Source organism: Micromonospora inyonensis (assembly GCF_900091415.1).
Lineage (GTDB): Bacteria > Actinomycetota > Actinomycetes > Mycobacteriales > Micromonosporaceae > Micromonospora > Micromonospora inyonensis.
In genome coordinates this window covers 928865-952470 of record NZ_FMHU01000002.1, presented here as the reverse complement: position 1 = coordinate 952470, position 23606 = coordinate 928865, and the positions used below count along the sequence as shown (strand labels likewise).

Annotated in this window: 19 protein-coding genes and 1 pseudogene; 5 read left to right on the top strand and 15 right to left on the bottom strand. The window is 73.1% G+C overall.

The window, feature by feature from the left end; genetic code table 11:
* Positions 1–45: 45 nt before the first annotated feature.
* The 3 genes and pseudogenes from GA0074694_RS19245 to GA0074694_RS19235 form a co-directional block, all read right to left on the bottom strand.
* Positions 46–3180 (bottom strand): DNRLRE domain-containing protein, encoded by a 3135-nt coding sequence (locus GA0074694_RS19245; protein WP_425413626.1) that lies wholly within the window; start codon positions 3178–3180, stop codon positions 46–48.
* 233 nt (positions 3181–3413) lie between these two features.
* Positions 3414–4908: pseudogene (locus GA0074694_RS19240) on the bottom strand (PucR family transcriptional regulator).
* Positions 4909–4960: 52 nt separating this feature from the next.
* Positions 4961–5794 (bottom strand): TrmH family RNA methyltransferase, encoded by an 834-nt coding sequence (locus GA0074694_RS19235; RefSeq protein WP_245714794.1) that lies wholly within the window; start codon positions 5792–5794, stop codon positions 4961–4963.
* A gap of 149 nt (positions 5795–5943) precedes the next feature.
* Between GA0074694_RS19235 and GA0074694_RS19230 the strand changes: the two genes are divergently transcribed.
* The 3 genes from GA0074694_RS19230 to GA0074694_RS19220 are packed head-to-tail and all read left to right on the top strand — an operon-like array spanning position 5944 to position 7555.
* A complete protein-coding gene (locus GA0074694_RS19230) occupies positions 5944–6132 on the top strand; it encodes an MFS transporter (protein WP_141714197.1) in 189 nt (62 codons plus the stop codon).
* A complete protein-coding gene (locus tag GA0074694_RS19225; protein WP_091460378.1) occupies positions 6132–7151 on the top strand; it encodes an MFS transporter in 1020 nt (339 codons plus the stop codon). The genes GA0074694_RS19230 and GA0074694_RS19225 overlap by 1 nt, the downstream gene beginning before the upstream one ends.
* Positions 7148–7555 (top strand): hypothetical protein, encoded by a 408-nt coding sequence (locus GA0074694_RS19220; RefSeq protein ID WP_091460376.1) that lies wholly within the window; start codon positions 7148–7150, stop codon positions 7553–7555. Before GA0074694_RS19225 ends, GA0074694_RS19220 begins: the two co-directional genes overlap by 4 nt.
* A 274-nt stretch (positions 7556–7829) precedes the next feature.
* Here GA0074694_RS19220 and GA0074694_RS19215 read toward each other — a convergent pair whose 3' ends face one another.
* The 4 genes from GA0074694_RS19215 to GA0074694_RS19200 all read right to left on the bottom strand — a co-directional run bounded on the left by GA0074694_RS19215 (position 7830) and on the right by GA0074694_RS19200 (position 13030).
* Positions 7830–10052, bottom strand: a complete 2223-nt coding sequence (locus GA0074694_RS19215; RefSeq protein WP_425413625.1) for a transglycosylase domain-containing protein — start codon at positions 10050–10052, stop codon at positions 7830–7832.
* A 110-nt stretch (positions 10053–10162) separates the two neighbouring features.
* Entirely contained in the window at positions 10163–10945 is a 783-nt protein-coding gene (locus tag GA0074694_RS19210) for a hypothetical protein (protein WP_091460371.1), read from the bottom strand.
* 207 nt (positions 10946–11152) lie between these two features.
* Positions 11153–12262 carry an SPFH domain-containing protein gene (locus GA0074694_RS19205; protein ID WP_091460369.1) on the bottom strand — a complete coding sequence of 370 codons (1110 nt, stop codon included), beginning with the start codon at positions 12260–12262 and terminating at the stop codon, positions 11153–11155.
* A 297-nt stretch (positions 12263–12559) separates the two neighbouring features.
* A complete protein-coding gene (locus GA0074694_RS19200) occupies positions 12560–13030 on the bottom strand; it encodes an NfeD family protein (RefSeq protein ID WP_091463401.1) in 471 nt (156 codons plus the stop codon).
* Positions 13031–13133: 103 nt separating this feature from the next.
* Here GA0074694_RS19200 and GA0074694_RS19195 point away from each other — a divergent pair, with 103 nt between their 5' ends.
* Positions 13134–14450, top strand: coding sequence for a serine hydrolase domain-containing protein (locus tag GA0074694_RS19195; RefSeq protein WP_091460366.1), 1317 nt, complete (start codon positions 13134–13136; stop codon positions 14448–14450).
* Positions 14451–14572: 122 nt separating this feature from the next.
* Here GA0074694_RS19195 and GA0074694_RS19190 read toward each other — a convergent pair whose 3' ends face one another.
* The gene (locus tag GA0074694_RS19190; RefSeq protein ID WP_091460364.1) at positions 14573–15385 is read right to left on the bottom strand and encodes a DUF3097 domain-containing protein; all 813 of its coding nucleotides are present in this window, start codon (positions 15383–15385) and stop codon (positions 14573–14575) included.
* 154 nt (positions 15386–15539) lie between these two features.
* On the opposite strand from GA0074694_RS19190, the gene GA0074694_RS19185 reads away from it, so the two are divergent.
* On the top strand, positions 15540–16331 hold the full coding sequence (locus tag GA0074694_RS19185; protein ID WP_091460361.1) for a hypothetical protein: 792 nt from the start codon (positions 15540–15542) through the stop codon (positions 16329–16331).
* Positions 16332–16365: 34 nt separating this feature from the next.
* Here GA0074694_RS19185 and GA0074694_RS19180 read toward each other — a convergent pair whose 3' ends face one another.
* From GA0074694_RS19180 to GA0074694_RS19150, 7 genes are all read right to left on the bottom strand, one after another.
* Positions 16366–17235, bottom strand: a complete 870-nt coding sequence (locus GA0074694_RS19180) for an HAD-IIA family hydrolase (RefSeq protein ID WP_176738181.1) — start codon at positions 17233–17235, stop codon at positions 16366–16368.
* Complete coding sequence (locus tag GA0074694_RS19175; RefSeq protein WP_091460356.1) at positions 17154–18212, bottom strand: ferrochelatase; 1059 nt, start codon at positions 18210–18212, stop codon at positions 17154–17156. Before GA0074694_RS19175 ends, GA0074694_RS19180 begins: the two co-directional genes overlap by 82 nt.
* A gap of 110 nt (positions 18213–18322) precedes the next feature.
* Entirely contained in the window at positions 18323–19093 is a 771-nt protein-coding gene (gene fabI, locus GA0074694_RS19170; protein ID WP_091460353.1) for an enoyl-ACP reductase FabI, read from the bottom strand.
* A gap of 41 nt (positions 19094–19134) precedes the next feature.
* Positions 19135–19839, bottom strand: coding sequence for a beta-ketoacyl-ACP reductase (fabG, locus tag GA0074694_RS19165; RefSeq protein WP_091460351.1), 705 nt, complete (start codon positions 19837–19839; stop codon positions 19135–19137).
* Between the two features lie 632 nt (positions 19840–20471).
* The gene (locus GA0074694_RS19160) at positions 20472–21422 is read right to left on the bottom strand and encodes a VWA domain-containing protein (protein ID WP_091460348.1); all 951 of its coding nucleotides are present in this window, start codon (positions 21420–21422) and stop codon (positions 20472–20474) included.
* On the bottom strand, positions 21419–22414 hold the full coding sequence (locus GA0074694_RS19155) for a DUF58 domain-containing protein (protein WP_091463399.1): 996 nt from the start codon (positions 22412–22414) through the stop codon (positions 21419–21421). The genes GA0074694_RS19160 and GA0074694_RS19155 overlap by 4 nt, the downstream gene beginning before the upstream one ends.
* Positions 22393–23514 carry an AAA family ATPase gene (locus GA0074694_RS19150; protein WP_091460345.1) on the bottom strand — a complete coding sequence of 374 codons (1122 nt, stop codon included), beginning with the start codon at positions 23512–23514 and terminating at the stop codon, positions 22393–22395. The genes GA0074694_RS19155 and GA0074694_RS19150 overlap by 22 nt, the downstream gene beginning before the upstream one ends.
* Positions 23515–23606 lie beyond the last annotated feature (92 nt).

The following is a 23606-nucleotide window of genomic DNA, read 5'->3' as shown; positions in this document are numbered from 1 at the left end:
CGACCTGGTCGCCTCCACTGGAGATGTGTGTGTTCATCCGTCTCATCACCCGATCGCCGCGCCAAAGGCAGTTTCCCCGGCCGGAATGCCTCCGGAACCGGGTGCCCAGGTCAGCACCGGAACCACCGACCCGCCGGCCAGGTCTGCCCAGGTGAATCCGTAGACGGCCGGGGTGCCGTACGGCGTGCCGACGTAGAGGCGTTGGCTGGTGCCGGCGAGTGACGTGCCGATCAGTTCGTGCTGACGGGGCTGGCCGGGAATGCTCGACGACCGACGGTGGATGCTCAGCGGTGTGCCAATCGGGTCGGCCAGGGCCGGGATGACCCTGATCTGCCCCGAGTCGGGCACGGACCAGACGTCATCCCCGGGTACGCCTACCGCGATGAACATCGTCGACAGGTTCGCCTCGCTGGCCGGTGCGGTGTTGATTACCAACACCCGCTCACCGAGGTAGGTTCCGTCCTGTGAACCGTAGATGGACGGCAGTTCGGTGACAGTGTTGTCCGGCTTGACGTGGAAGCGGTGGACCAGGCCGGCGTCGATCCGGGGACTGCCGCTTGACGCGGTCAGGTCCTCGCCGGGCACGCCGACGACCACGAGTGACTCCGCCTGCCCAGCCGGCGTCCCGGCCGGACGGTAGGGCGCGATCGAAACTGCCTTGCCGAAGGTGTCATCGGCCTCGGCGGCGTTGGATACGTTCACCGCGTCCTGGTGCAGTGCGCCGACGGCGGTGGGCTGCCCGGAGGCCAGGGTGTGACTGAATACGCTCACCGCTCCGGCGAAGCCCGCGCCTCCGATCGACTCGCCCGGCGAACTCGCCGCCCAGTGGTACGTCGACGCCGCCACCGCGTACCCGGCGCGGTCATCGGTCTCCGCCGTTCCGGGAATTCCTGCACCCTGAGCGAGGGCCACGCTGACCGGTCCCCGAAGGTAATGCGCCAAGCCGGCATCCGTGACGGTGCCGACGTCCTCACCGGGCACACCGACGACCAGGTAAGGCTGCCCGGTGACGGTCCGGTTGCCAGCGACCGAGAAGCCGAACCAGTCGCCGGGCTCCGCGACGTCGGGTACCGAGGAGACGCCCTGGTGGTAGACGTGCGAGGCCGGACCCTTGGCGAGACCGGACGGAGTGCCGAGCAGAACGTAGGCCAGCCCGGCATCTGCCTGACCGTTGACATCCTGGTATGGGACGCCGACGAGGAGGTCGCCGCAGCCGTCGTTGTTGGCGTCGTAGGCGGAGACCGAGGTACCGAAGCCGTCATCAGGCTCGGCGGTTCCCGGTACCTGCTCGACGCCTTCGTGGAGGGTCTGGACCGTGCCGGTGCCGCCGTACGTGACGTGGATCAGGCCTGCCTTTGCCTGCCCGCTCGCGGTGGCCTGCGGGTCGGCGATCGCGATGTCGCTGACGCCGTCACCGTTGAAGTCGCTGTCCGCGCCACTGGTGCACCCCAGGACGGGCGGAACCGTTGCCCAGACGGTCATCTCACAGAACGACGACCAGCGGTCGCTCCCGGCGACGCCATCGGCGGCCTTGACCCGCCACTTGTAGGAGCCGCCTTCGGCGAAGGAACCGGCCGTCACAGTCGCGCTCGCGGTCGCCCCGGATGCCACACCGGTGAAGGTACGAGCTCCGATGGCGGAACCGCCGTCGAGCGCCCACCACTCGAAGACGACCGACATCGCCGTGCCGTCGGCGTCGTTCACCGTCGCCTTGAGCTGCGGGGTCAGGGTGTTCACCACCGGCCGGCCGGCACCGGTCGCGCAGGTGGTGGCCGGGACGGTCTCCCGAGCGGTGACTGTCGGCCAGGAGTTGTAGGTGACCGACGCCCTCGGATCATGGGACGGGTCGGTCCCCTCCCGGGACGCGAACTGCGTGAAACCCGTGGGCGACGCCTCGTCGGCGGCGCGGAGACCCATGCCGGCACGCGTCTTGTTCTCGTCGGACGCCCGTTGGAAGAACGCGACGCCGTTGATGGTGGCCCACCCGTCGGCGCAGTCGGTGGAACCGTGCGTGGCTGTCGAGCTCGCTTCGGGTGCCGTTCCCCACGTTGGTTGGTTGGCGAAAGTGGTCGTGTACGTAGCGGGATCCGTCGACCAGATCTCCCATGCCGTGGGAGCGCAGGTGTGCGACCACCAGTTCCACAGCGAGACCGTGGCGGCCGTAATGTGCTTGCCGGCGAACAACGTCGTGTCCCAGGTGATGAACGACCTGGTCAGTTTCGCTGGTGATTCCGGGAGGAGACCGATCCGCAGATCCTTGGCCCCGTTCAGGTCGGCGGAGACCCCCTCCTCGACGTACGTGTCGAAGGTGGTGCCCACCGGGTCGACCGTCGGGTCGATGGTGACCGGAAAGGCCGTGGAGCGGCTGTTCAGCCAGGCTGCGTCGGGGAGGAGTGCCAGCTCCGTCCGCCCCTCGCCGTGCGTCAGGTCAGTGCGGACGGACCTGCGCGCCAGCGGCTCACCGAGTTGGTTCTTCTTCGCATCCCACATCAACGGCGCCGGGATACGGAAGGTGACCTGGCCAGTCCGCCCGGTCAGGGTGATCGCACCGTCCGGCTCCCGGCTGGCTCGGGCCGCCCCGGGTCCAGTGAGCGGAAGCGTCACCTGTCGGACCTGCGCGACAGCGGCGCGCTCCTTCACCACGAGGAACTGCTCGAAGCCGAGTCGGGTCGCCTCGACGACAAGGTCCACACCCGGTAGGGCGTCCACGTAGACAGCCCGGTGCTCGTCGAGCACCGGGGCCGGAAGCGGGCCCCGCCACCCCATCGCGATCCTTCGGTCATCGGTGCCCACGGACGCCAACTCGTGCCCGCCTGGCCCCTTCGCGCCGGAGACGCGCAGGTCGTTCGGGTGCGCCACCGGTGCCACCGAGCCGTCGGGAGTGGACCGAAGGGTGAGGTCCACCGGCACCCATTCGCCTGCGCGGCGGAAGCGCTGCACGCCGGTCGAGATGTCGGCACGGAACTGTCCGTCGGGCAGTGCCCACACCTCGGTCGTCTCCGAGGTCAGGCTGTCGATCCGGACCGGCTTCCCGGTGGACTGGGCGATTCGCAGCGACCGGGCCTCATTGGACCGGTTCTCGACGCCGCCCGCCACTCCATCGGGCCCAGCCGCCAGGTGCACCCGCGGCTCACCCGTTATGCCACCCAATGTCACTGCCGTCAGCACGATCGCGCCCACCGCAAGGCACGAACGAACCGTGGCAGTCCTACGACTGGCCACCGATCCTCCCCCGCGTATCCATGTATCGAGCTTCATCAATCTAGCGGCACCGAGACTGTTTGCACAAGATTGACTACATTCGGTGGAAAAGAACACACCCGAGGCCGCCACCTCGGCTTCGCCGGCAGGAGGACCGATCTCCCAACCGGCGTAACGGTCCGTACATTTTGGTGATGAGGGGTGCCCGGCGGTCAGCGGGTGCGGACGGCGTCCAGGGCGAGCAGGGCGACGTGCAGGGAGAGGCAGGCGTCGACCGAGTCGAGATCGGCGTCGAGGATCCGGGCGATCCGGGCCAGCCGTTCGTAGAACGCCGGCCGGGACAGGTGCGCGGCGACCGCCCCGGCGGACTTGTTCCGGCCCTGCTCCAGATAGACCCGGAGTGTCCCGAGCAACTGGTCCCGGGGGTGCCGGGCGTCGTACGCCAGCAGTGACCCGAGTTCCCGCTCCACGAAGACCTGCACCCGGGGATCCTCCCGCAGCAGGTGCAGCAGCCCGGCCAGGCCGACGTGCGGCAACCGGAACACCGGCAGGTCCCGCCGGTCCCGACGGGCGGCGTCGGCGACCTGCCGGGCCTCGACCAGTGACCGGTGGGCCTCGCGGAGGCTGCCCACCCCGGAACCGGCCGCCACGATCACCGCGCCGGGCGTGCCGGGGGCGGGACGGGCGTCGACGCGTGCCCGGCGCAGCGCGGTGGCGAACGCGGCCAGGGCCTTCGCCTCGGCCGCCGGGCCGGCGAGCGCGAGCAGCGCCCCGACCGAGCGCACGGGCCCGCAGGGCCACCTCGTCGACCGGTCGGGAGTGGTCGAGCAGGGCGGTGAGCAGGGTCCGGTGCAGCTGCCGTTCCAGCCCTTCGGCGTCCCGGCGGATCAGCCGACCGAGCGCGAGGGTGGAGGCGGCCCGTTCGACCAGGATGGTCAACCGGGTCGGCGGAGCGGTTCCGCCGGGCGGGGCGGTGGCCGCCTCCCCACCGGGCCAGCGCAGCAGCAGCCGACCCCAGTCCTGTTCCCGCGCGCCGACCGTGGTGACCAGCCAGCCGCTGTCCACGTCGTACGCGGTCCGCCCGGCGGGCTGGATCCGCCGGGAGTGCTGTTCCCAGCCGTCCAGCAGCAGCTCGGCGCTCTCCCCCGCCGGGTCGTACGCGAGCACCTGGCGGGCCAGGTTCTCCAGCACCACCGGGCAGCCGGCCAGCTCGGCGGCCTGCCGGACCACCTCCTGCGGCCCCGCCCCGGAGACCGACAGCTCGGTGAACCGCTGGTGGATCTCCTCGGTGGCGCGCAGCTCGTGCAGCTGGGCGTCGACGATCAGCGCATGCACCGCCTCGGTGATCCGGACGAACGGGGTGGCCCGGCGCAGTTCCACCAGGGGCAGTCCACGCCGCGCGGCGGCGGCCACCATCACCCGGGGGACCCCGCCGAAGTACCGGCGGCCCAGCTCGACGACGAGGCCGGAGACCTCGACCTCGGCGAGCGTGTCGATGAACGCGCGCAGGCCCGCGTCGTCGGCGGGCAGTCCGATGCCGGTGGTCAGGACCAGCTCGCCGCCGCGCAGCAGGGTGGCGATGTCGGGCACCTCGGCGACGTGCACCCAGCGCACCCGCCGGTCCACCGCCCGCTCCCCGGCGACCAGGCGCGGCGCACCGTGCCGGACCGGGTCCAGCGCCAGAACCTCACGGACGGTAGGGAACACGGGCGACACGCTACCGTGCGTGACACGGCCCGGCTGGCCAGGCCCGACGGCCTCAGAGCGGGTCGTCGCGGCCCAGTTCCCAGCAGGCCACCGCAGTGGCGGCGGCGACGTTGAGGGAATCGACGTTGCGGCGCATCGGGATCACCACCCGGACGTCACTGGCGGCCTGCGCGGCCCGGCTCAGCCCCGGGCCCTCCGCGCCGAGCAGCAGGGCGGACCGGGCACGCTGGTCGGCGGTGAGCCGCTGGATCGGCACCGCGTCCGGCGCGGGCGTCATCGCCAGCACCGTGAAGCCGGCCGCCCGGACCTGCGCCAGGCCGTCCGGCCAGGGCTCCAGCTTGGCGTACGGGACGGCGAACACCTCGCCCATGCTGACCCGGACGCTGCGCCGGTAGAGCGGGTCGGCGCAGGACGGGGAGAGCAGTACCCCGTCCACCCCGAGCGCGGCCACCGCCCGGAAGATCGCCCCCAGGTTGGTGTGGTTGTTGACGTCCTCGAGGATCACCACCCGCCGGGCGGCGGTGAGCAGCTCCGCCGGGCTGGGCAGGGGCAGCCGCCGGAACGAGGCGAGCACCCCCCGGTGCACGTGGAAGCCGGTGGCCCGTTCCAGCACGTCCGGGGTGGCCGCGTAGACCGGGGCGTCGCCGGTGTCCAGGTCGGCGAGCTGGTCGACCCGCTTGGCGTCGACCAGGAACGACCGGGGCGGGTAGCCGGCCCGCAGCGCCCGGCGCAGCACCAGCTCCCCCTCGGCGATGAAGAGCCCGTGCGGCGGCTCCCACCGGGTGCGCAGCTCGACGTCGGTCAACGCCCGGTAGTCGGCGATCCGGTCGTCGTCGGGGTCGGTGATCTGGTGGACGGGCACCGGAGGATTCTGCCCAATTCCCACGCCGGCCCGGTCACCGGGCGGTCACCGGACATCCGGGAATTGAAATGCGTTGCCGGCGACGGCATGATTGCCAGCCACGCACCAAGGGAAGCGGGATCGGGTTGGGCGCACCAGCAGAGGTGGACCGGGCGTGGGGGGACCTACGGCTCGTGGCCACCGCACACGCCGTGTCGACCTTCGGCAGCTTCCTGAACCTGGTGGCGCTGGGCCTGTTCGTCCTGCACCTGACCGGTTCCACGGTGCAGACCGGCGCCTTCATGGCCGTCCGCCTCGCTGCCGGGTTCCTCACCGGGCCGGTCGCCGGGCGGCTCGCCGGCCGCCACCGTCGCCGTACCTGATGATCGGTGCCGACCTGGTCCCAGCCGGCATGCTCGTCCTGCTGGTCACGGCCCCCGCCGACGCGCGGACCGCCGTCCTGTACGGACTCGCGGTGGCGCTCGGTGCCGGCCAGACGCTCTGGGGTATGGCGATGCGCGCGCACCTGCCCACCATGGTCGGTCCGGACCGGTTGACCCGGGCCAACGGCCTGGTGGTCACGCTGCGCTCGGCGGGGATGCTGCTCGGGTTCGCCTCGGCGGGCGTGCTCGTCGGATGGCTCGGCTACCACGTGGCGTTCCTGGTGGACGCCGCCACCTACCTGCTCTCCGCCCTGCTCCTGCTGCCGGTGGCCCGGCGTACCGCCGCCGTCGGTCGGCCGGCCACCGCCGGGCGTCCCGCCGTCGAGGGCCGCGCACCCGGTCGGTTCGGGCTGCTCCGGGCCGTCGCCCCGGTGGTGCCGGCGATGATCGCGGTACGCGCCGCGGACGCCCTCGGCTCCGCGTCGCACAACGTCGGGCTGCCGGTGTACGCGACCCTGGTCCGCCCCGACTCCCCCGCCACGTTCGCCGCCGTCTTCACCACCGCCTGGGCGGCGGGCAGCCTGCTCGCCGGCCGCTGGGCCGCCCGGCGGGCGAAACGCGCCGGGCGGGGCCCGACGGAGCTGCCCTTCGGCGTGGCCACCTGCCTGATGTCGGTCTGTTTCGTGCTCGCCTTCACCGGCCTGCCGGTCTGGCTGCTGGTCCCGGTGACCCTGGCGGCCGGCGCGGCCGACGGCTACGCCGAGATCAGCTACACCACCCGCCTCCAGGCGGTCGACGGCGACCTGCGGCCCCGCCTGTTCGGCTTCGCCAGCGCGGCGCAGAACGCCGGCTTCGGGCTCGGCATGATCATCTGCGCCGTGCTGCTGGACCGGTTCCCGCCATTCCCGGTCGTCGGGGTCGCCCACGGGCTGGCGCTGGCCGCCGCGCTCGCCTTCCTCGTCGTCCACGTCCGCCTCCGGGCCGCTGCACGCCGACCACCAGCCGAGGTAGCCCCGTGACCGTTCCCCACCCGTCCGGCCGCCGTCCCGCCGTCAGCCACGGGGGTGACCTGCCCGACGACCCGGAGCATCCGCGGACGCTGGGCGAGGCGCTGGCCCGCGCGGCACAGCGGTTCCCGGACGCCGGTCTCCACCTGGTCGCCGCCGACGGCGGCACCGACTTCCTGGCCCACCCCGACCTGCTCGACCGGGCCCGCGCGGTCCGCGACGCTGCGGGCCCGGGGCGTGCCGCCCGGCGGGTACGCGATCCTGCGCGTCGGCGCGGCCGTCGAGTACTGGCCGGCGTTCTTCGGCTGCGTGCTGGCCGGGGTGGCGCCGCTGACCACCGCCGCCCTGCCCGAGGGCACCGGGCACTCCTCCCCGGCGCTCGACGCGCTCCGGCACGCGTGGCGGACGCTCGGTGAGCCGGTCGTGATCACCGGGAGCGCCGACGCGGCGGGGCTGCGCCGCCTGTCGCTGGCCGGGCGGGTGGTCACCGTGACCGAGCTGGCCGACGGCCACCGGCCGGTGCCGGACGCCGACCACCGCGCGGCGCGCCGACCCGCCCGGCTACCGGCTGCCGCCACCATAGAGCCAGCCGGGCGACGTCCGCGAGAGCGGGGGATGCTCTCCAGCCGCTCCTCGACGACGCTGGTCCGGTCCGCCAGCGGGCGGCGCCGAGCAGGCGCGGAACTCCGTTCAGCGGGGCGTACGGAGACGGTCGAACCACTCGCGGAGGTCGAGGTCGTTCTCGTCGTCGCCGGAGCGGGTGGGCGGTGCGCGCCGCTCGGGTTCGTCGCCGAGGGCGAGATCCCGGCTCGGCGGGGTGAAGTCCGCCTCCGGTCTGCCCTCGGTCGCGGCGACGATCACCCGGGCCACCGCCTCCACCACGCCGGACTGCGCCGCGATGCCCACCCGGTCGGTGGGGTCGTCGGGGTTCGCCGCGATGCCGGCGACGGCGACCTGCGGGGTGTACGCGACGAACGACTTGGTGGCGTCCTGGTCCGAGGTGCCCGACTTGCCGGCCAGCGGGCGGCCGTCGACGATCCGGTCCGCAGCGGCGGCGGTGCCGCCGGTGCACCGACCGTACGCGGGATCCTGGCCGACCGGACAGCGGGCCGCGTCGGTGGCCGCCCGCGCCACGTCGGCGTCGAGCACCCGGCGGCAGGACGGGTCGCCGACCGGCAGCTTCGTGCCGTCCGGGCCGGCGACCGAGAGCACCGGCAGCGGAGCGCAGTACGTGCCCTCGGCGGCCACGGTGGCGTACGCGGCGGCCAGGTCGAGCGGGGTGGTGGCCGACACGCCGAGGGTGAACGCCCCCCAGTCGGCGGCGTCGGTACGGGCCAGCTTCTCGTCGAGGTCCGAGCGGAACGTGATGCCGAGCCGCTGCGCCATCTCGACCACCTTCGCCGGGCCGACCTGCTCGGAGAGCCGGACGAAGTACGTGTTCACCGACCGGCCGAAGGCGTCCCACATGGTCCGGTAGCCGTTCATGCTGGCCGGGTCGGCGTTGGCCGGGCACCACCGGTCACCGCAGACCGCCGTCGACCCCTCCGCCGGGTACCGGGTGGGCAGCCGGGTCGGCGCGTAGTACTCGGTGTCCAGCGGCAGCCCCGACTCCAGGGCGGCGAGCATGGTGAACAGCTTGAACGTCGACCCGGCCTGGTAGCCGTCGATGGCCCCGCCACCGGCCACGAGCTGGTTGACCGTGTTCGGGCGGTTGTCCTGCCCGGCGGGATTGGCGGCGAGGCTGTAGTTCCGGTTGACCGCCATCGCCAGCACCCGGCCGGTGCCCGGCTCGACGGCCGCGATCGGCAGGGCCCGGGGTTCGTCGGAGTCGAAGACCGCCAGCGACTGGCGTAGCGCGCTCGCCTGCACCGTCGGGTCCAGCGAGGTGACGACGGTGTACCCGCCCCGACGCAGGGCCTGTTCGCGTTCGGCGACGGTGCCGCCGAACGCCGGCTGCGCCAGCCACCAGCTGCGCAGGTAGTCGCAGAAGAAGCCCCAGTCCGCGTGGCTGCCGGGGATCGCGGTGCAGCCGTTGGGCTGCTCGGTCGGGTCGAGCGTCAGGTCCTCGGCGCGGGCCCGGTCCGCCTGTGCGGTGGTGATCGCGCCGGTGACCACCATCGAGTCGAGCACGTACGAGCGGCGCACCAGGGCCGCGTCGCGGTCGCCGTCGATCGGGCTGTACTCGTTCGGCGACTGCACCAGACCCGCCAGCAGGGCGGCCTGGGCGAGGGTCAGCTCGGCCGGGGTCACGCTGAAGTACCGTTCGCTGGCCGCCGCGATGCCGTACGCCCCGGAACCGAAGTACGCGATGTTGAGGTAGCGGGCGAGGATCTCGTCCTTGTCGAGGGTCTGCTCCAGCGCGGCGGCGTACCGGATCTCCTGGAGCTTGCGCCCGGCGCTCACCTCGGTCGCGCTCTGGCGTTCCTCGGCGGTGCGCTCCGGGTCGCTCTTGAGCACGTTGCGGACGTACTGCATGGTCAGCGTCGAGGCGCCCTGCGTCGTCCCCTCCTTGGCGTTGGTGACCAGTGCGCGGGCCACTCCCCGCAGGTCCACCCCGCCGTGGGAGTAGAAGCGCCGGTCCTCGGCCGCCACGATCGCCTGGCGCATCACCGGAGCGATCTCCGTCAGCGGCACGTCCCGGCGGTCGACGTCGTAGAAGTTGGTGATCAGCGTCCGTCCGTCGCGGGCGTAGACCGCGGTGCGCTGGGCGGTGGCGGGAGCACGCAGTTCCTGCGGCAGGCCACCCCAGGCGTCGCTGGTCGCCTTCACGGTCAGGCCGAGGAAGAGGTTGCCGGGGAAGGCGGCAGCGGCCAGGACGAGCCCGGCGAGGACACCGCAGAGCACCACGGCGGCCAGCCGGCCCACCAGCGATCGGGAACGCATTTCTCCAGGTTGACGCGGTTTTGCGAGCATCGCCCACTCCCTGGCGCGGGTTGCCAGGAAACTCACGGCGACCCGCCGGTGCCGGCCCCACCGGTCGGGGCGCGGGGCGGGGCGGTGTCCGGTCCGTCCCGGATCCCCGGTCATCGGGTGCCGGCCGGGGGCGTGGGGGTGGCCAGACTCGCGGCGGCGGCGTCCCGGACGATCTGCCGGGGCACCAGCCGGCCCGCGCGGTAGGCGACGCCGATCCCGGCCACCAGCGCGAACATCGCGCCGAAGGTCTGCAACGAACCGACCAGCGCGCCGCCGAGGCCGAGCAGGGGCGCGGCGATGACCAGCATCGCCCCGTCCCCGATGCTGAACACCCCGGAGCGGGCGACCGCCCATCCGGTCAGCGCCCAGCCGGCGCTGTAGCAGGTCGCTCCGACCAGGACCAGACTCCGCGCGGTGGTGCCGAAGACCGGGGTCTGCTCGGTGAGCCCGGCGAACGGCAGCATCAGCACCGTCCCGGCCAGGCTGACCAGCAGACCGGCGGCGGCGCTGCGCCGGCTGCGGGTGGTCACCAGCAGACCGGCCAGCGCCAGCAGGGCGAGCAGGCCGATCCACACTGCGCCGACCCAGCCGATCAGGTAGAGCGGTCGGCCGTCAGCCGGGTACGGATCGTTGCCGGCGCCACCGTCGCTGGCCAGCGCCACCGTGCCGTAGAGGATCGCGTACGCCGGCAGCAGCCACACCGACGCACGGGCGAGCCGTCGCATCGACCAGGCCCAGGTGGCGTCGGTGGCCGGGCCGGCCGGGGTCGGTTCGACGACGAAGGGCAGCACCCCGAACCCACCACCGGTACGACGCGAGCCGATGGGTCCTGTCGGGTCGTGCGCCCCGGGCACCGCCGCGCGGGAACGGACCGGTCTCGTCGGATCGTTCATGCGTCACCTCGCTCACTGCTCCGGGGCCGGCGGGCCCACCGACCATACGGTCGGCGAGATGGACCGGCCCGGCGGCCAGGGACGCGTACGGCGCCCCGGCACCTGGTCACCTTCGGTCCTCGAACCGATCGTGGCAGGCACCGGAGCGCCGTATGAGCGATATTCGCTTTTTGCCCCCGGAGCCGGAGGCGGCGCCGTTCGCCCTGGTCAGCCCCGTTCGCGCTGGTCGGCCGGGTCCTGGAGCAGGCTGTTCGGGGACACCGGCTCCGGCGCGGGCAGCCCCTGCGGGCCGTGGCCGCCGGTGGCCTGCGCCTCGGCGACGCGTACCTCGTCGTGGATCTGCCGGGCGGCGGCCGCCGCGGCCTGCGCGGCCTCGGCGGCCTCCCGCTCCACGTCGCTCGCCCCGGACGAGGCCTGCGCCGTCGGGGCGTCACCGACCATCTGGCTCAGCCCGCCGAGCGCGCCGCCCATGCCCTCCAGGGCCTTGGTCAACTCGGCCGGAACGATCCAGACCTTGTTGGCGGTGCCGTTGGCGATCTGGGGCAGGGCCTGGAGGTACTGGTAGGCGAGCACCTTCTGGCTCGGGTTGGCCTGGTGGATCGCGTCGAAGACGGTCCGGATCGCCTTCGCCTGCCCCTCGGCCTGGAGGATCCGCGCCTGCCGGTCACCGTCGGCCCGCAGCACCGCCGCCTGCTTCTCACCCTCGGCGGTGAGGATCTGCGACTGCTTGTGCCCCTCGGCGTTGAGGATCGCGGCCCGGCGGTCCCGCTCGGCGCGCATCTGCTTCTCCATCGAGTCACGGATGCTCGGCGGCGGCTCGATCGCCTTGATCTCCACCCGGGTCACCTTGATGCCCCAGCGGCCGGTGGTCTCGTCCAGCACACCGGACAGGTGCCGGTTGATCTCCTCCCGGCTGGTCAGCGCCCGCTCCAGGTCCAGCGAGCCGATCACGTTCCGCAGCGTGGTGACGGTGAGCTGCTCGATCGCCTGGAGGAAGTTCGAGATCTCGTACGTGGCCCGCGCCGAGTCGATCACCTTGAAGTAGAGCACGGTGTCGATCGAGACGACCAGGTTGTCCGAGGTGATCACCGGCTGCGGCGGGAAGCTGACCACCTGCTCGCGCATGTCGACCTTGGTACGTACCGCGTCGATGAACGGGACCAGCAGGTTCAGCCCGGGGTTCAGGGTGCGCTTGTACTTGCCGAGCCGCTCGACCACGTCCTGACGCTGCTGCGGCACGATGCGCACCGCCTTGGCCAGAGCGATCACCGCGACCAGCGCCATGGCGCCGAACAGCACCGCGATCACCAGTTCCATACGTTCTCCCTTTCGACTGGGGAGAGTTCCCCGAAGAAATGTCGTCCTGCCGGGCCAGGGCGGTCGCGCCCCGTGGCCCGGGTCACCTGGATGCCGTCCCCCGCACCGGGCGGGAGGACGCGGACCCGCCCGTCACCGTCGGCGCGCATCTGCTTCTCCGTCGCGTGAGGGATGCGCGGGCGACGGCTCGACCGCCGTGATCTCCACCCGGGTCACCGTGACGCCCTACTGGCCACTTTGACCAGAGCGACCAGCGCCACCGCGCCGAGCAGCACCGCGATCACCCGGTCCATACCCTCACCCTCCCGACCGGGGAAGCTCGCCGGGGGAGATGTCGTCCTGCCAGACCAGGGCGGTCGCGCCCCGGACCTGGATCACCTGGACGCGCTGCCCGGGCACGAAGACGTGCGTCGCGTCGTACGAGCGGGCGCTCCACAACTCGCCGTCGATCTTCACCAGGCCACCCTCGGCGTCGACCTGCTCCAGCACCAACGCGTTGGTCCCTTCCAGGGCCTCCACCCCGAACGGCTGCTCGCCGGTGGAGAGCGCCGAGCGGCGGTGCCGCTGGATCGTGGGACGGGCCGTCAGGACCGTCAGTGCGGAGACCGCCGCGAAGACGATCGCCTGCACCCCGACCGGCGCGCCGAGCGCCGCCGCACCCGCCGCGGCGAAAGCTCCGGCCGCGAACATGATCAGGAAGAGCGTCGTCGTGAAAATCTCCGCGACAGCGAGCAGCGCACCCAGCACGATCCAGAGCAACGTGTCCACGTCACCGATCGTGCCACGTGCGTGCACCCCACCACGAACGACGAAGATCAGTAAGCTCGGGCCAGCCGGTCAGACCGGCATGTCCCCACCGAAAAGGAGCGAAATGTCCCTGCTGCCGGAGACCGCCCGCCAGGTGGATGCCCTCGTCACCACGGCCCAGTCCACCGGGCGCACCCCCTCGCTGGTGATCGGCGTGGTACGGGGCGGGACACTGGCCCATCTCAGCGTGGCCGGCGAGCATCCCCGCCCCGACGCCGACCTCCAGTACCGGATCGGCTCGATCAGCAAGACCATGACGGCGGTCCTGGTCATGCAACTCCGCGACGCCGGGCGACTCGCGCTCGACGACCCGCTGGAACGGCACCTGCCCGGCACCGGAGTCGGCACCCTGACCCTGCGTCAACTTCTCGGCCACGCCAGCGGCCTGCAACGTGAGCCGGACGGGCAGTGGTGGGAGCGCGCCGAGGGCAGCGATCTGGCGACCCTGCTCACCGGGGTGACGGCGGAGAAGCTGGCCTACCCGCCGCACCGGGGCTACCACTACTCCAACCTGGCGTACGGGCTGCTCGGTGGGGTGCTGGAGGCGGTCACCGGTACGCCGTGGTTCGCCCTGCTGCGGGAGCGGATCCTCGACCCGCTCGGCATGCGCCGCACCACGTACCAGGCCACCGAGCCGTTCGCCCGGGGCTACGTGGTGCATCCCTGGCACGACACGCTGCGGGAGGAACCGCGGACCGACACCGGGGCGATGGCCCCCGCCGGGCAGCTCTGGTTCACCGCGACGGACCTGGCGACCTGGGCGGCCTTCCTCGCCGACCCGGCACCGGAGGTGCTCGCCCCGGAGAGCCTGACCGAGATGTGCGCCCCCGTGGTGATCAGCGACCTCGACTCCTGGCGTAGCGGGCACGGCCTCGGGCTGGAGCTCCACCGCCAGGGCGACCGGGTGTACGTCGGGCACGGCGGCTCGATGCCGGGGTACGTCGCCGCGCTGGCGGTGCACCGTCCGTCCCGCACCGGCATCGTCGGCTTCGCCAACTCGTACGGCTTCCGGAACGGCGGGATCGGCACGCTCGGCCTGGAGGTGCTCACCACCGTGCTGGACGCCGAGCCGACCCCGGCGGCGCCGTGGCGGCCTGCCGCCGCACCACCGCCAGCGGAGGTGGCCGAGCTGACCGGGCGCTGGTGGTGGATGGGGCACCCGACCGACGTCACCTGGGACGGCGGCGCGGGTCACCTGGTGGCGTACCGGCGGGGCGAGCGGATGCTCCGGTTCGCGCCGGAGGCGCCGGACCGCTGGCGGGGCTGCTCCGCCGAGGAGGACGGCGAACTGCTCACCGTGCTGCGCGACGGCAGCGGACACGCGGTCGCCCTGGACGTGGCGACCTTCGTCCTCACCCGCAGTCCGGACGAGGAGCCCTGATCGTCGGCTGCGCCCGGTTCTGGTGGAAGCAGGGGACCCCTGCACGACAAAAAGCGGTAACAAGGGGCCCCTGCTACCACCCCAACCCAGCCCAGCCCGCCCCACCCCAGCCAGCCGACGCCTCAGCCGGGCTCGGTGACGAAGTCGATGAGGCGTTCCATCGCGTTGATCAGTGGAGTCTCCACGTCGGCGAAGCTGTCGACCCGGGAGAGGATGTGCCGCCACATGTCGGCGGGCCCGGCCACCCCGAGCGCGGCGCAGACCCCCTCCTTCCAGGGCCGCCCCGGCGGCACCACCGGCCAGGCCCGGATGCCGAGCGCCGCCGGTTTCACGGCCTGCCAGACGTCGACGTAGGGATGCCCGGTCACCAGCACGTACGGCGAGTCGACCCGGGCGACGATCCGGCTCTCCTTCGAGCCGGGCACCAGGTGGTCGACGAGCACCCCGAGCCGTCGGGTCGGGCCGGGGGCGAAGGCGCGCACCTCGGCGTCGAGGGCGTCGATGCCGTCCAGCGGCTCCACCACGACCCCCTCGATGCGCAGGTCGTCGCCCCAGATCCGCTCCACCAGGGCGGCGTCGTGCACCCCCTCCACCCAGATCCGGCTGGCCTTTGCCACCTGGGCGCGTACCCCCTCGACGGCGATCGAACCGGAGGCGGTGCGGCGGCGGGCGGCGGGCACCGGCGCGCGGGTCGGCCGGCGCAGCGTGACCGGTTCGCCGTCGAGCAGGAACGCCGCCGGCAGCAGCGGGAAGTTGCGCCGTCGGCCGTGCCGGTCCTCCAGCACCACCGCGCCGGCCTCGAACCCGACCACCGCGCCGCAGAAGCCCGAGTCGGCCTCCTCGACCACCAGGTCGGGTTCGGCGTCCACCTCGGGCACCGCCCTGCGCCGCCGCCAGTCCCCCGACAGCACGTCCTCGCCGTATCGCCTCCCCATGGTCGTGACGGTAACCGCCGGTCCGCCCCGGACGACGCAGGCACGCCGCCCACCGCCCGGGTCACCGCGGGTCGGAACGGGGCAAGCTGGGGCAGGCGGTACGGCCCCCGCGACGGTCGAGACAGAGCCGCCGTCACGACGTACCCTTCTCTGCATGTCTCCCGCAACGGGCGCGGTCGCTCTTGCTCCGCGCCGGTCGAGCCGGTTCGTGGCCTGGGTGCGCGCGTGGCGCGCCGGGCTGGTCCCGTTCGACGAGGTGCCCGACGCGGTCGCCGGCGACGAGGAACATCTCGTCGCCGACGCCCCCGGCACCTGGACGGACGTGCCGTTGCGCGACGCGCTGCCCACCCTGGCCCGGCTCTCCCCGGACGAGATCCGACTGGTGCTGCCCGCACCGGGCGACCCACGGGGCCTGCCCGGCCCGGGCGACTTCACCGGTGCGGCGCTGCTCGCCGGTGAGGCGGTGGTCGCCGGTGGGCTGGGCCTGATCCCCCAGGTCCGGACGCACACCTCGGGCTCCGGGATGACCTGGGAGACGGTGCTGTGGCGGTTCTATCCGCTGCCGGCCGAGGCCCCCGCCGCGTCGCTGACGATGCCCTGTGCCGCCGAGGCGGAGGCGGAACTGGCCACCGCGCTGGCCGAGACCACCGCCGCGCTGACCCGGCTGGACGTCGCCCAGTGGCGGCCCGAGCTGGCCGGCGCGCTGGCCGCGCTGCGCCGTCCGGATGGCGCGACCGACCTGCCACCCGGCTTCGACCCACGGTCACGGCGACTGTTCGCCCGCGCCGCCGTGCTCGACCGGGTGCTCGCGCTGGCCGAACACGCCGCACCGGGCGGAGCGGTCAACGGGTACGAGGCACAGCAGCGCGACGCCGCCCTGCGCCCACTGACCACCGCGTGCCGGCGCGCCCTGGTCGCCGCCTGCAACGCCCCACTGCGTCCCTGATCCGGGACGCACGGCCCCACCGACCGCCGGCGGATCAGATCTCGTCGATCAGGTCGACCACCGAGCCGACGATCCGCGACGGCCGGTACGGGTACCGCTCCGCCTCGGCCCGGGTGCTGATGCCGGTGAGCACGAGGATGGTCTCCAGCCCCGCCTCCAGGCCGCAGAGGATGTCGGTGTCCATCCGGTCGCCGATCATCGCGGTGCTCTCGGAGTGCGCCTCGATGGTGTTCAGCGCCGACCGCATCATCATCGGGTTCGGCTTGCCCACGAAGTACGGCTCCACCCCGGTCGCCTTGGAGATCATCGCCGCGACCGAGCCGGCCGCCGGCAGCGCCCCCTCCACCGACGGGCCGGTGACGTCCGGGTTGGTGCAGATGAAGCGGGCACCGCCGTTGATCAGCCGGACCGCCTTGGTGATCGCCTCGAAACTGTAGGTGCGCGTCTCCCCCAGCACCACGTAGTCCGGCTCGAAGTCGGTGAGCACGTACCCGACCGCGTGCAGCGCGGTGGTCAGCCCCGCCTCACCGATCACGTACGCGGTGCCGCCGGGGCGCTGGTCGGCCAGGAACTGCGCGGTGGCCAGGGCCGCCGTCCAGATCGCGTGCTCCGGCACCTCGAAGCCCATCCGGTTGAGCCGGGCGCACAGGTCGCGGGGCGTGTAGATGGAGTTGTTGGTCAGCACCAGGAACGGCTTGCCCGAGGCGCGCAGCCGGTTGACGAACTCCGGGGCGCCCGGCACCGGCTGGCCCTCGTGCACCAGCACGCCGTCCATGTCGGTGAGCCAACTGGCCACCGGCTTCCGCTCGATCATCGGGTTCCTCACGGCTGGTCGGGGCTGGCGTCGGTGACGGGTCGGGGGCGGCGGGGCGGGACACAGCACGCCGTCGGGCAGGTGTCCCAGCAGGGCACCTCCCCGAGCCGGCGGCGGGCGGTGGTGTCCGGGTCGAGCCGCTCGGTGACCAGTTCGCGGACCATGGCCACGAACCGGGGGTCGGTGCCGGGGGTACCGGCCCGGACGAAGTCCAGGCCGAGCTGCCGGGCCGTGCTCAGGGCCTCGGTGTCGAGATCCCAGACCACCTCCAGGTGGTCGGAGACGAACCCGACCGGGCTGACCACCACGCTGGTGACGCCCTCTCCGGGGAGCTTGGCCAGGTGGTCGTTGACGTCCGGCTCCAGCCACGGCACCTGCGGCGGCCCGGAGCGGCTCTGCCACACCAGGTCGTACGCCAGGTCCGGGGCCGCCGCCGCGGCGACCAGCCGGGCGGTCTCGTGCAGTTGGGCCTCGTACCGGCCGCCGTGCGGGCCGGCGGTGGCCGCCATCGAGGTGGGTACCGAGTGCGCGGTGAAGACCACCCGGGTGGTGGCCCGCTTCGCCGGGTCGAGCCGGTGAAGCGCCGCGGTGACCGCGTCGGCGTGCGGCTGGACGAAGCCGGGATGGTCCCAGAACTGGCGGAGCTTGTCGACCACGGGCGCATCCGGGCCGACCGCCGCCCGGGCCGCCGCGATGTCCTCCTGGTACTGCCGGCAGGAGGAGTAGCCGCCGTACGCGCTGGTGACGAACGCCAACGCGTGGCGCACCCCGTCGTCGCGCATCTGCGCGACGGTGTCGGCGAGCATCGGGTGCCAGTTGCGGTTGCCCCAGTACACGGGCAGGTCGAGCCCGTGGGCGGCGAAGTCGGCCCGGACGGCGGCGAGCAGGTCGCGGCACTGCTGGTTGATCGGGGAGACCCCGCCGAAGTGCTGGTAGTGCTCGGCCACCTCGGCGAGCCGCTCCGGGGGGATCCCCCGGCCCCGGGTCACGTTCTGGAGGAACGGCATCACGTCCTCGGGCCGCTCCGGACCACCGAAGGAGACCAGCACCACCGCGTCGTACGCCATGGCCCCATTGTTCCCCGAGCACCGGGGCGACCTCGCGACGGCCCCTCGTGCCCCCGCGCGACGACGTCCCCGCTGTGGCGCAGCCGACAGCGGGGGCGTCGTGCGAAGGGTCAGGCGGCCCCGAGGGCGTGGTACCCGCCGTCGACGTGGACGATCTCGCCGGTGGTGGCCGGGAACCAGTCGGAGAGCAGGGCAAGGCAGGCCCGCGCGGCCGGCTCCTGGTCGTCGAGGCTCCAGCCCAGCGGTGCCCGCTCGCTCCACGTCGTCTCGAACTGCTCGAACCCGGGGATGGACTTCGCCGCGATGGTGCGCAGCGGGCCGGCGGCGACCAGGTTGCTCCGGATGCCCTTCGGGCCGAGGTGCAACGCCAGGTAGCGGGAGGCGGACTCCAGCCCGGCCTTGGCCACGCCCATCCAGTCGTAGACCGGCCAGGCCTTGGTGGCGTCGAAGGTGAGGCCGACCACCGCACCGCCCGGGGACATCAGCGGCAGCGCCGCCATCGCCAGCGACTTGTAGGAGTACGTGGAGACGTGCAGCGCGGTGGCCACGTCCTCCCAGGGGGCGTCGAGGAAGCCGCCGCCGAGGCAGCTCTGCGGGGCGAAGCCGATCGAGTGGACCACCCCGTCCAGGCCGTCGACGTGCTCGCGGACCTTGTCCGGGAGGCCGGCGAGCTGCTCGGCGTTGGTGACGTCGAGTTCGATCACCGGGGCCGGCTGGGGCAGCCGCTTGGCGATCCGTTCGACCAGCGAGAGCCGGCCGTACCCGGTGAGCACGACCTGCGCGCCGTTCTCCTGGGCCAGCTTCGCCACCGAGAAGGCGATCGAGGCGTCGGTGATGACGCCGGTGACCAGCAGCCGCTTACCGGCCAGCAGTCCGGACATGGGGATATCCTCCGTCGTTGTGTCGGTGCGGGTGGCCGGTGTCAGTGGCCCATGCCCAGGCCGCCGTCGACCGGGATGACGGCGCCGGAGACGTAGGCCGCGCTGTCGCCCGCCAGCCAGGTGACCACCCCGGCCACCTCCTCGGCGGTGGCGAACCGGCCGGCCGGAATGGCGCCTAGGTACTGGTCGCGCCGCTCCTGCGGCAGCGCCGCGGTCATGTCGGTGTCGACGAACCCGGGTGCGACGACGTTGGCGGTGATGTTGCGGGAACCCAGCTCGCGGGTGATCGACCGGGCCACGCCGACCATGCCGGCCTTGCTGGCGGCGTAGTTGACCTGGCCCATGCCGCCGTAGAGGCCGACCACCGAGGAGACGAAGATCATCCGGCCCCAGCGGGCGCGGAGCATCTTGCGGGAGGCGCGCTGGGCGCAGCGGAACGCGCCGGTCAGGTTGGTGTCCAGCACCCGGGTGAACTGCTCCTCGGACATCCGCATGAGCAGCGTGTCGTCGGTGATGCCGGCGTTGGCCACCAGCACCTCGACGCCACCCAGTTCCGCCTCGACGGCGGTGAACGCCTCGTCGACCGAGGCGGAGTCGGTGACGTCGCAGCGGACCCCGAACAGCCCGTCGGGAGCGTCGCCGGAGCGGTGGGTCACCGCGACCCGGTCGCCCTGCTTGGCGAAGGCCTGCGCGATGGCCAGGCCGATCCCCCGGTTACCCCCGGTCACCAGCACGGTACGGGCCACGAGTCCCCCTTGCGCGAAAAACGAGTGCACAGACGGGTTGGAGACTAGGGGTTACCGGCAGGTAAGCGTGAACTCGGGAGGGGCCCTGCGCGTGGCGCGACCCGGCGGGGACCACACCGGACGCGGGTGTAAGATGATCCGCGTTCCGGGCCCCGTCGACCGCTGGAGGTGATCGCTGTGCGAGATAGCGATCCTCCCAGTCGTGGCCGGGCCCCTCGTCGGCTCCACTGAGTCACGACTCAGTTCACGCTGACCCGCTTTCGCTCCCCGCGTTCCGCACCACCGCTGCGGCCCATCCGGCCATGGCACCGGTCGCTCCGCCCTTCCCCGGGCGGTCGCGGGTAGAGTCCCCCGGTCACGACTGGTGTGCGCGTCCTGTCCCCCTCCCCCGGTCCGGCCCCCGCCGCCGACCGTCGAGTCGCCACCGGAGTGCGTCCATGAGCCGCTACGTCGCCCCGCTGGGCTTCACCCTCGCCGCCGTCTGGGTCGCCGTCCTCTTCGTCCTCACCAGCGGAAGTCACTGAACCCACCAGCCGAACCTCCGCCACCGGCGCGTGATCGCGGCACGGTGGCGGGACCGCCGTCGGCGCACCGCGTCGACGGCGGTCCCGCACCGGCGTGCGTGGCCCGGTTCAGAAGATGCGGGAGGTCCAGAGCAGACTCGCCCCGGCCGCCACGAGGGCGAGCAGCAACGCCACTCCCGCGTACCACTGGGTGATCTCCCGGGGTTCGGTCCGGAAGCCGATCGAGCTGCCCATGTCCTGGTACACCTGCTTCAGCTCGGTCACCGACGCCGCCTCGTAGAAGTACCCCTCGGTGGTCTCCGCGAGGTCCGCCAGGGCCAGCCGGTCCACCGGCACCCGCTGCACCTGGCCGCCGATGTCCACCTGCCCGGAGTCGGTGCCGAAGGCGATCGTGGAGACCGGCACGTTCGCCGCCTGCGCCGCCGCCGCGGCCTCCTCCACGGACCGGCCGGCGGTCCGGAAACCGTCGGAGAGCAGCACGATCCGGGCCGGCGGGATGCCCGCCGCACCGTCGGCCGGCACCGAGCGGATCGCCTCCAGACAGGTGAAGACCGCCTCCCCGGTGGCGGTCGCCTCGGCCAGCACCAGCCCGTCGATGGCGGCGGTCACCGCCGACCGGTCCTTCGTCGGCGGCACCAGCACGTTCGCCGACTTGGCGAACGAGACCAGCCCCAGGTTGTACGTCTCGGGCAGTTCGCTGACGAACTGCTTCGCCGCCTCCTGGGCCGCCTGCAACCGGTTCGGGGTCACGTCGTCGGCCTGCATGGACAGCGACACGTCGATGGCGAGCATGACGGTCGCCCGCTCCAGCGGCTCCCGGGTGTCGATCGCCGGCCGGGCGGTGGCGGTGGCCAGGGTCAGCAGGCAGAGCAGCAGCGCGACCGCCCCGACGTGCCGCCGCCAGCCCAGCCCCCGGGGGGCGAGGGTACGCAGCAGGTCCACGTTGGTGAACCGCATCGCGTACGCCCGGCGGTGGCGTTGCCGCCAGACGTACAGCGCGGCGAGCGCGAACACGGGCAGCAGGGTCAGCAGCCACCACGGTTGCAACAAACGGATCATCGAGTCGTCCCCCGGGTGCGGGCGTGCCGCTGCGCGGCCACGAAACGCACCATGTCCAGCAGCCAGTCGGTGTCGGTACGCAGACGCAGGTGGGCGGCACCAGCCGCCCGCAGCTCCCGGGCGATCGCCGCGCGCTGGGCGGCGGCCGCCTCGGCGTACCGGCGGCGCAGCCGGGGATCGGCGGTCTGCACCTCGTGCAGCTCCCCGGTCTCCGGGTCCACCACCGGCAGCACCCCCACGTCCGGCAGGTCCAGCTCACGCGGGTCGACCACCTCGATCGCCAGCACGTCATGCCGGACCCGCAGCTTACGGATCGGTCGTCCCCACTGCTCCGGCGGTGCGAGGAAGTCGGAGATCACCACCGCCACGCCCCGCCGCCGGGGCGGCCGGTTGAGCACGTCGACCAGGGCACCGAGGTCGGCGCGGCCCGGCCCGATCTCGATCCCGGCGACGGCGCGTACCAGACCCTGGGCCTCCTTCCGCCCGCTGCGGGCCGGCAGCCGCCGCACGACCGGGACGGCGTCGGGCGTCCGGCCCCACCGCCGGGGCGCGGAGGGCGCGCCGCCGGTGCCGACCACCGCGCCGATCCGGTTGCCGCCCCGGACGGTCAGGTGTGCCAGGGCCGCCACCGCCGCGATCACCACCTCGCGCTTGAGCCACTGCCCGGTGCCGAAGTCCAGGCTCGCCGAGAGGTCCACCGCGAGCCACGTCTCCAGCTCCCGGTCGGCCACCGTACGCCGCACGTGCGGCGTCGTCGTCCGCGCGGTCACCGGCCAGTCCATCCGACGGACATCGTCACCGGGGCGGTACTCGCGGGACTCCCCCGCCTCGCTGCCCGGCCCGGGCAGCAGCCCGGCGTAGTCGCCCTGGAGCAGACCGTCGAGTTTGCGGGTGACCAGGAGCTGGAGCCGGGAGAGGACCGCCTCGCTCCGTCCGGGGGTGGCGCCGGTCGACCGGCGGGCGGGTGGGGTCACGGCCGCTGCCCGGGCCAGCCCGCGCCCGGCGCCGGGCCGGCGGGCGACTGCGCGCCCGGCGGAGGACCTGCCGGCGGCGTGGCCTGCTGCCGGGGCGCCACCGACGGCAGCGGGATGGTCGACATCACCCGGTGCACGATGTGGTCGGCGGGGACGTCGTCGGCGAGGGCGTCGTAGCTGAGCACCAGCCGGTGGCGGAGGATGTCCGGGGCGATGTCCTGCACGTCCTGGGGCAGCGCGTAGTCCCGGCCCCGCAGCAGGGCCAGCGCACGGGTGGCCCGGACCAGGCCGAGCGACGCGCGGGGGCTCGCGCCGTACTGGATGAGCTGGGCGACGTCCGGCATCCCGTGCTCGGCCGGGGTACGGGTGGCCAGCACCAGCCGGACCGCGTAGTCGACCAGCGCGTTGTGCACGAACACCTGGTCGGCCTTGCGCTGGAGGGTGAGCAGGTCGGTGGTGGTGAACACCGGCGCCGGTACGGGCGGCGCCACCCCCATCCGATAGACGATCTCCCGCTCCTCGGCGTCCGTCGGGTAGCCGACGACGATCTTCATCAGGAAGCGGTCCCGTTGCGCCTCGGGCAGCGGGTAGACGCCCTCCTGCTCGATCGGGTTCTGGGTGGCCATCACCAGGAACGGGTCCGGCACCCGGTGGCTCTCCCCACCGATCGACACCTGGCGCTCGCTCATCACCTCCAGCAGCGCCGACTGCACCTTCGCCGGGGCGCGGTTGATCTCGTCGGCGAGCAGGAAGTTGACGAAGACCGGTCCCAGCTCCACATCGAACTTCTCGCTGGACTGCCGGTAGATGCGGGTGCCCATGATGTCGGCGGGCACCAGGTCGGGGGTGAACTGGACCCGGGCGAAGGAGCCGCCGACGACCTTGGCCAGGGTCTCCACGGCCAGGGTCTTGGCCACCCCGGGCACTCCCTCCAGCAGGCAGTGGCCCCGGGCGAGCAGGGCGACGAACATCCGCTCGACCATCCGGTCCTGCCCGACGATGACCCGCTTGATCTCGAACAACGCCCGCTCCAGCAGGGTCGCGTCCTCGGCGGGTGTGCTCGGTGGCGCCGGGGCGGCGTCGGTCGCGGTCGGTTCGGGCGTGGTCGGCTGGGCCACCGGTCCTCCACAGCGTGCTCGTGATCTCGGGCGACGTGGTGCGGGTCAAGCCTCGCATGCCCGGCTGAACGTCAACCGGGCGAGAAGCCGAT

Coding starts and splice junctions, on each gene's coding strand:
- GA0074694_RS19205 (WP_091460369.1), bottom strand. CDS start 12,262: ATGGAACTGGTGATCGCGGTGCTGTTCGGCGCCATGGCGCTGGTCGCG.
- GA0074694_RS19175 (WP_091460356.1), bottom strand. CDS start 18,212: ATGGCGTACGACGCGGTGGTGCTGGTCTCCTTCGGTGGTCCGGAGCGG.
- GA0074694_RS19215 (WP_425413625.1), bottom strand. CDS start 10,052: ATGCTCGCAAAACCGCGTCAACCTGGAGAAATGCGTTCCCGATCGCTG.
- GA0074694_RS19190 (WP_091460364.1), bottom strand. CDS start 15,385: ATGGGGAGGCGATACGGCGAGGACGTGCTGTCGGGGGACTGGCGGCGG.
- GA0074694_RS19195 (WP_091460366.1), top strand. CDS start 13,134: ATGTCCCTGCTGCCGGAGACCGCCCGCCAGGTGGATGCCCTCGTCACC.
- GA0074694_RS19210 (WP_091460371.1), bottom strand. CDS start 10,945: ATGAACGATCCGACGAGACCGGTCCGTTCCCGCGCGGCGGTGCCCGGG.
- GA0074694_RS19160 (WP_091460348.1), bottom strand. CDS start 21,422: ATGATCCGTTTGTTGCAACCGTGGTGGCTGCTGACCCTGCTGCCCGTG.
- GA0074694_RS19185 (WP_091460361.1), top strand. CDS start 15,540: ATGTCTCCCGCAACGGGCGCGGTCGCTCTTGCTCCGCGCCGGTCGAGC.
- fabI (WP_091460353.1), bottom strand. CDS start 19,093: ATGTCCGGACTGCTGGCCGGTAAGCGGCTGCTGGTCACCGGCGTCATC.
- GA0074694_RS19225 (WP_091460378.1), top strand. CDS start 6,132: ATGATCGGTGCCGACCTGGTCCCAGCCGGCATGCTCGTCCTGCTGGTC.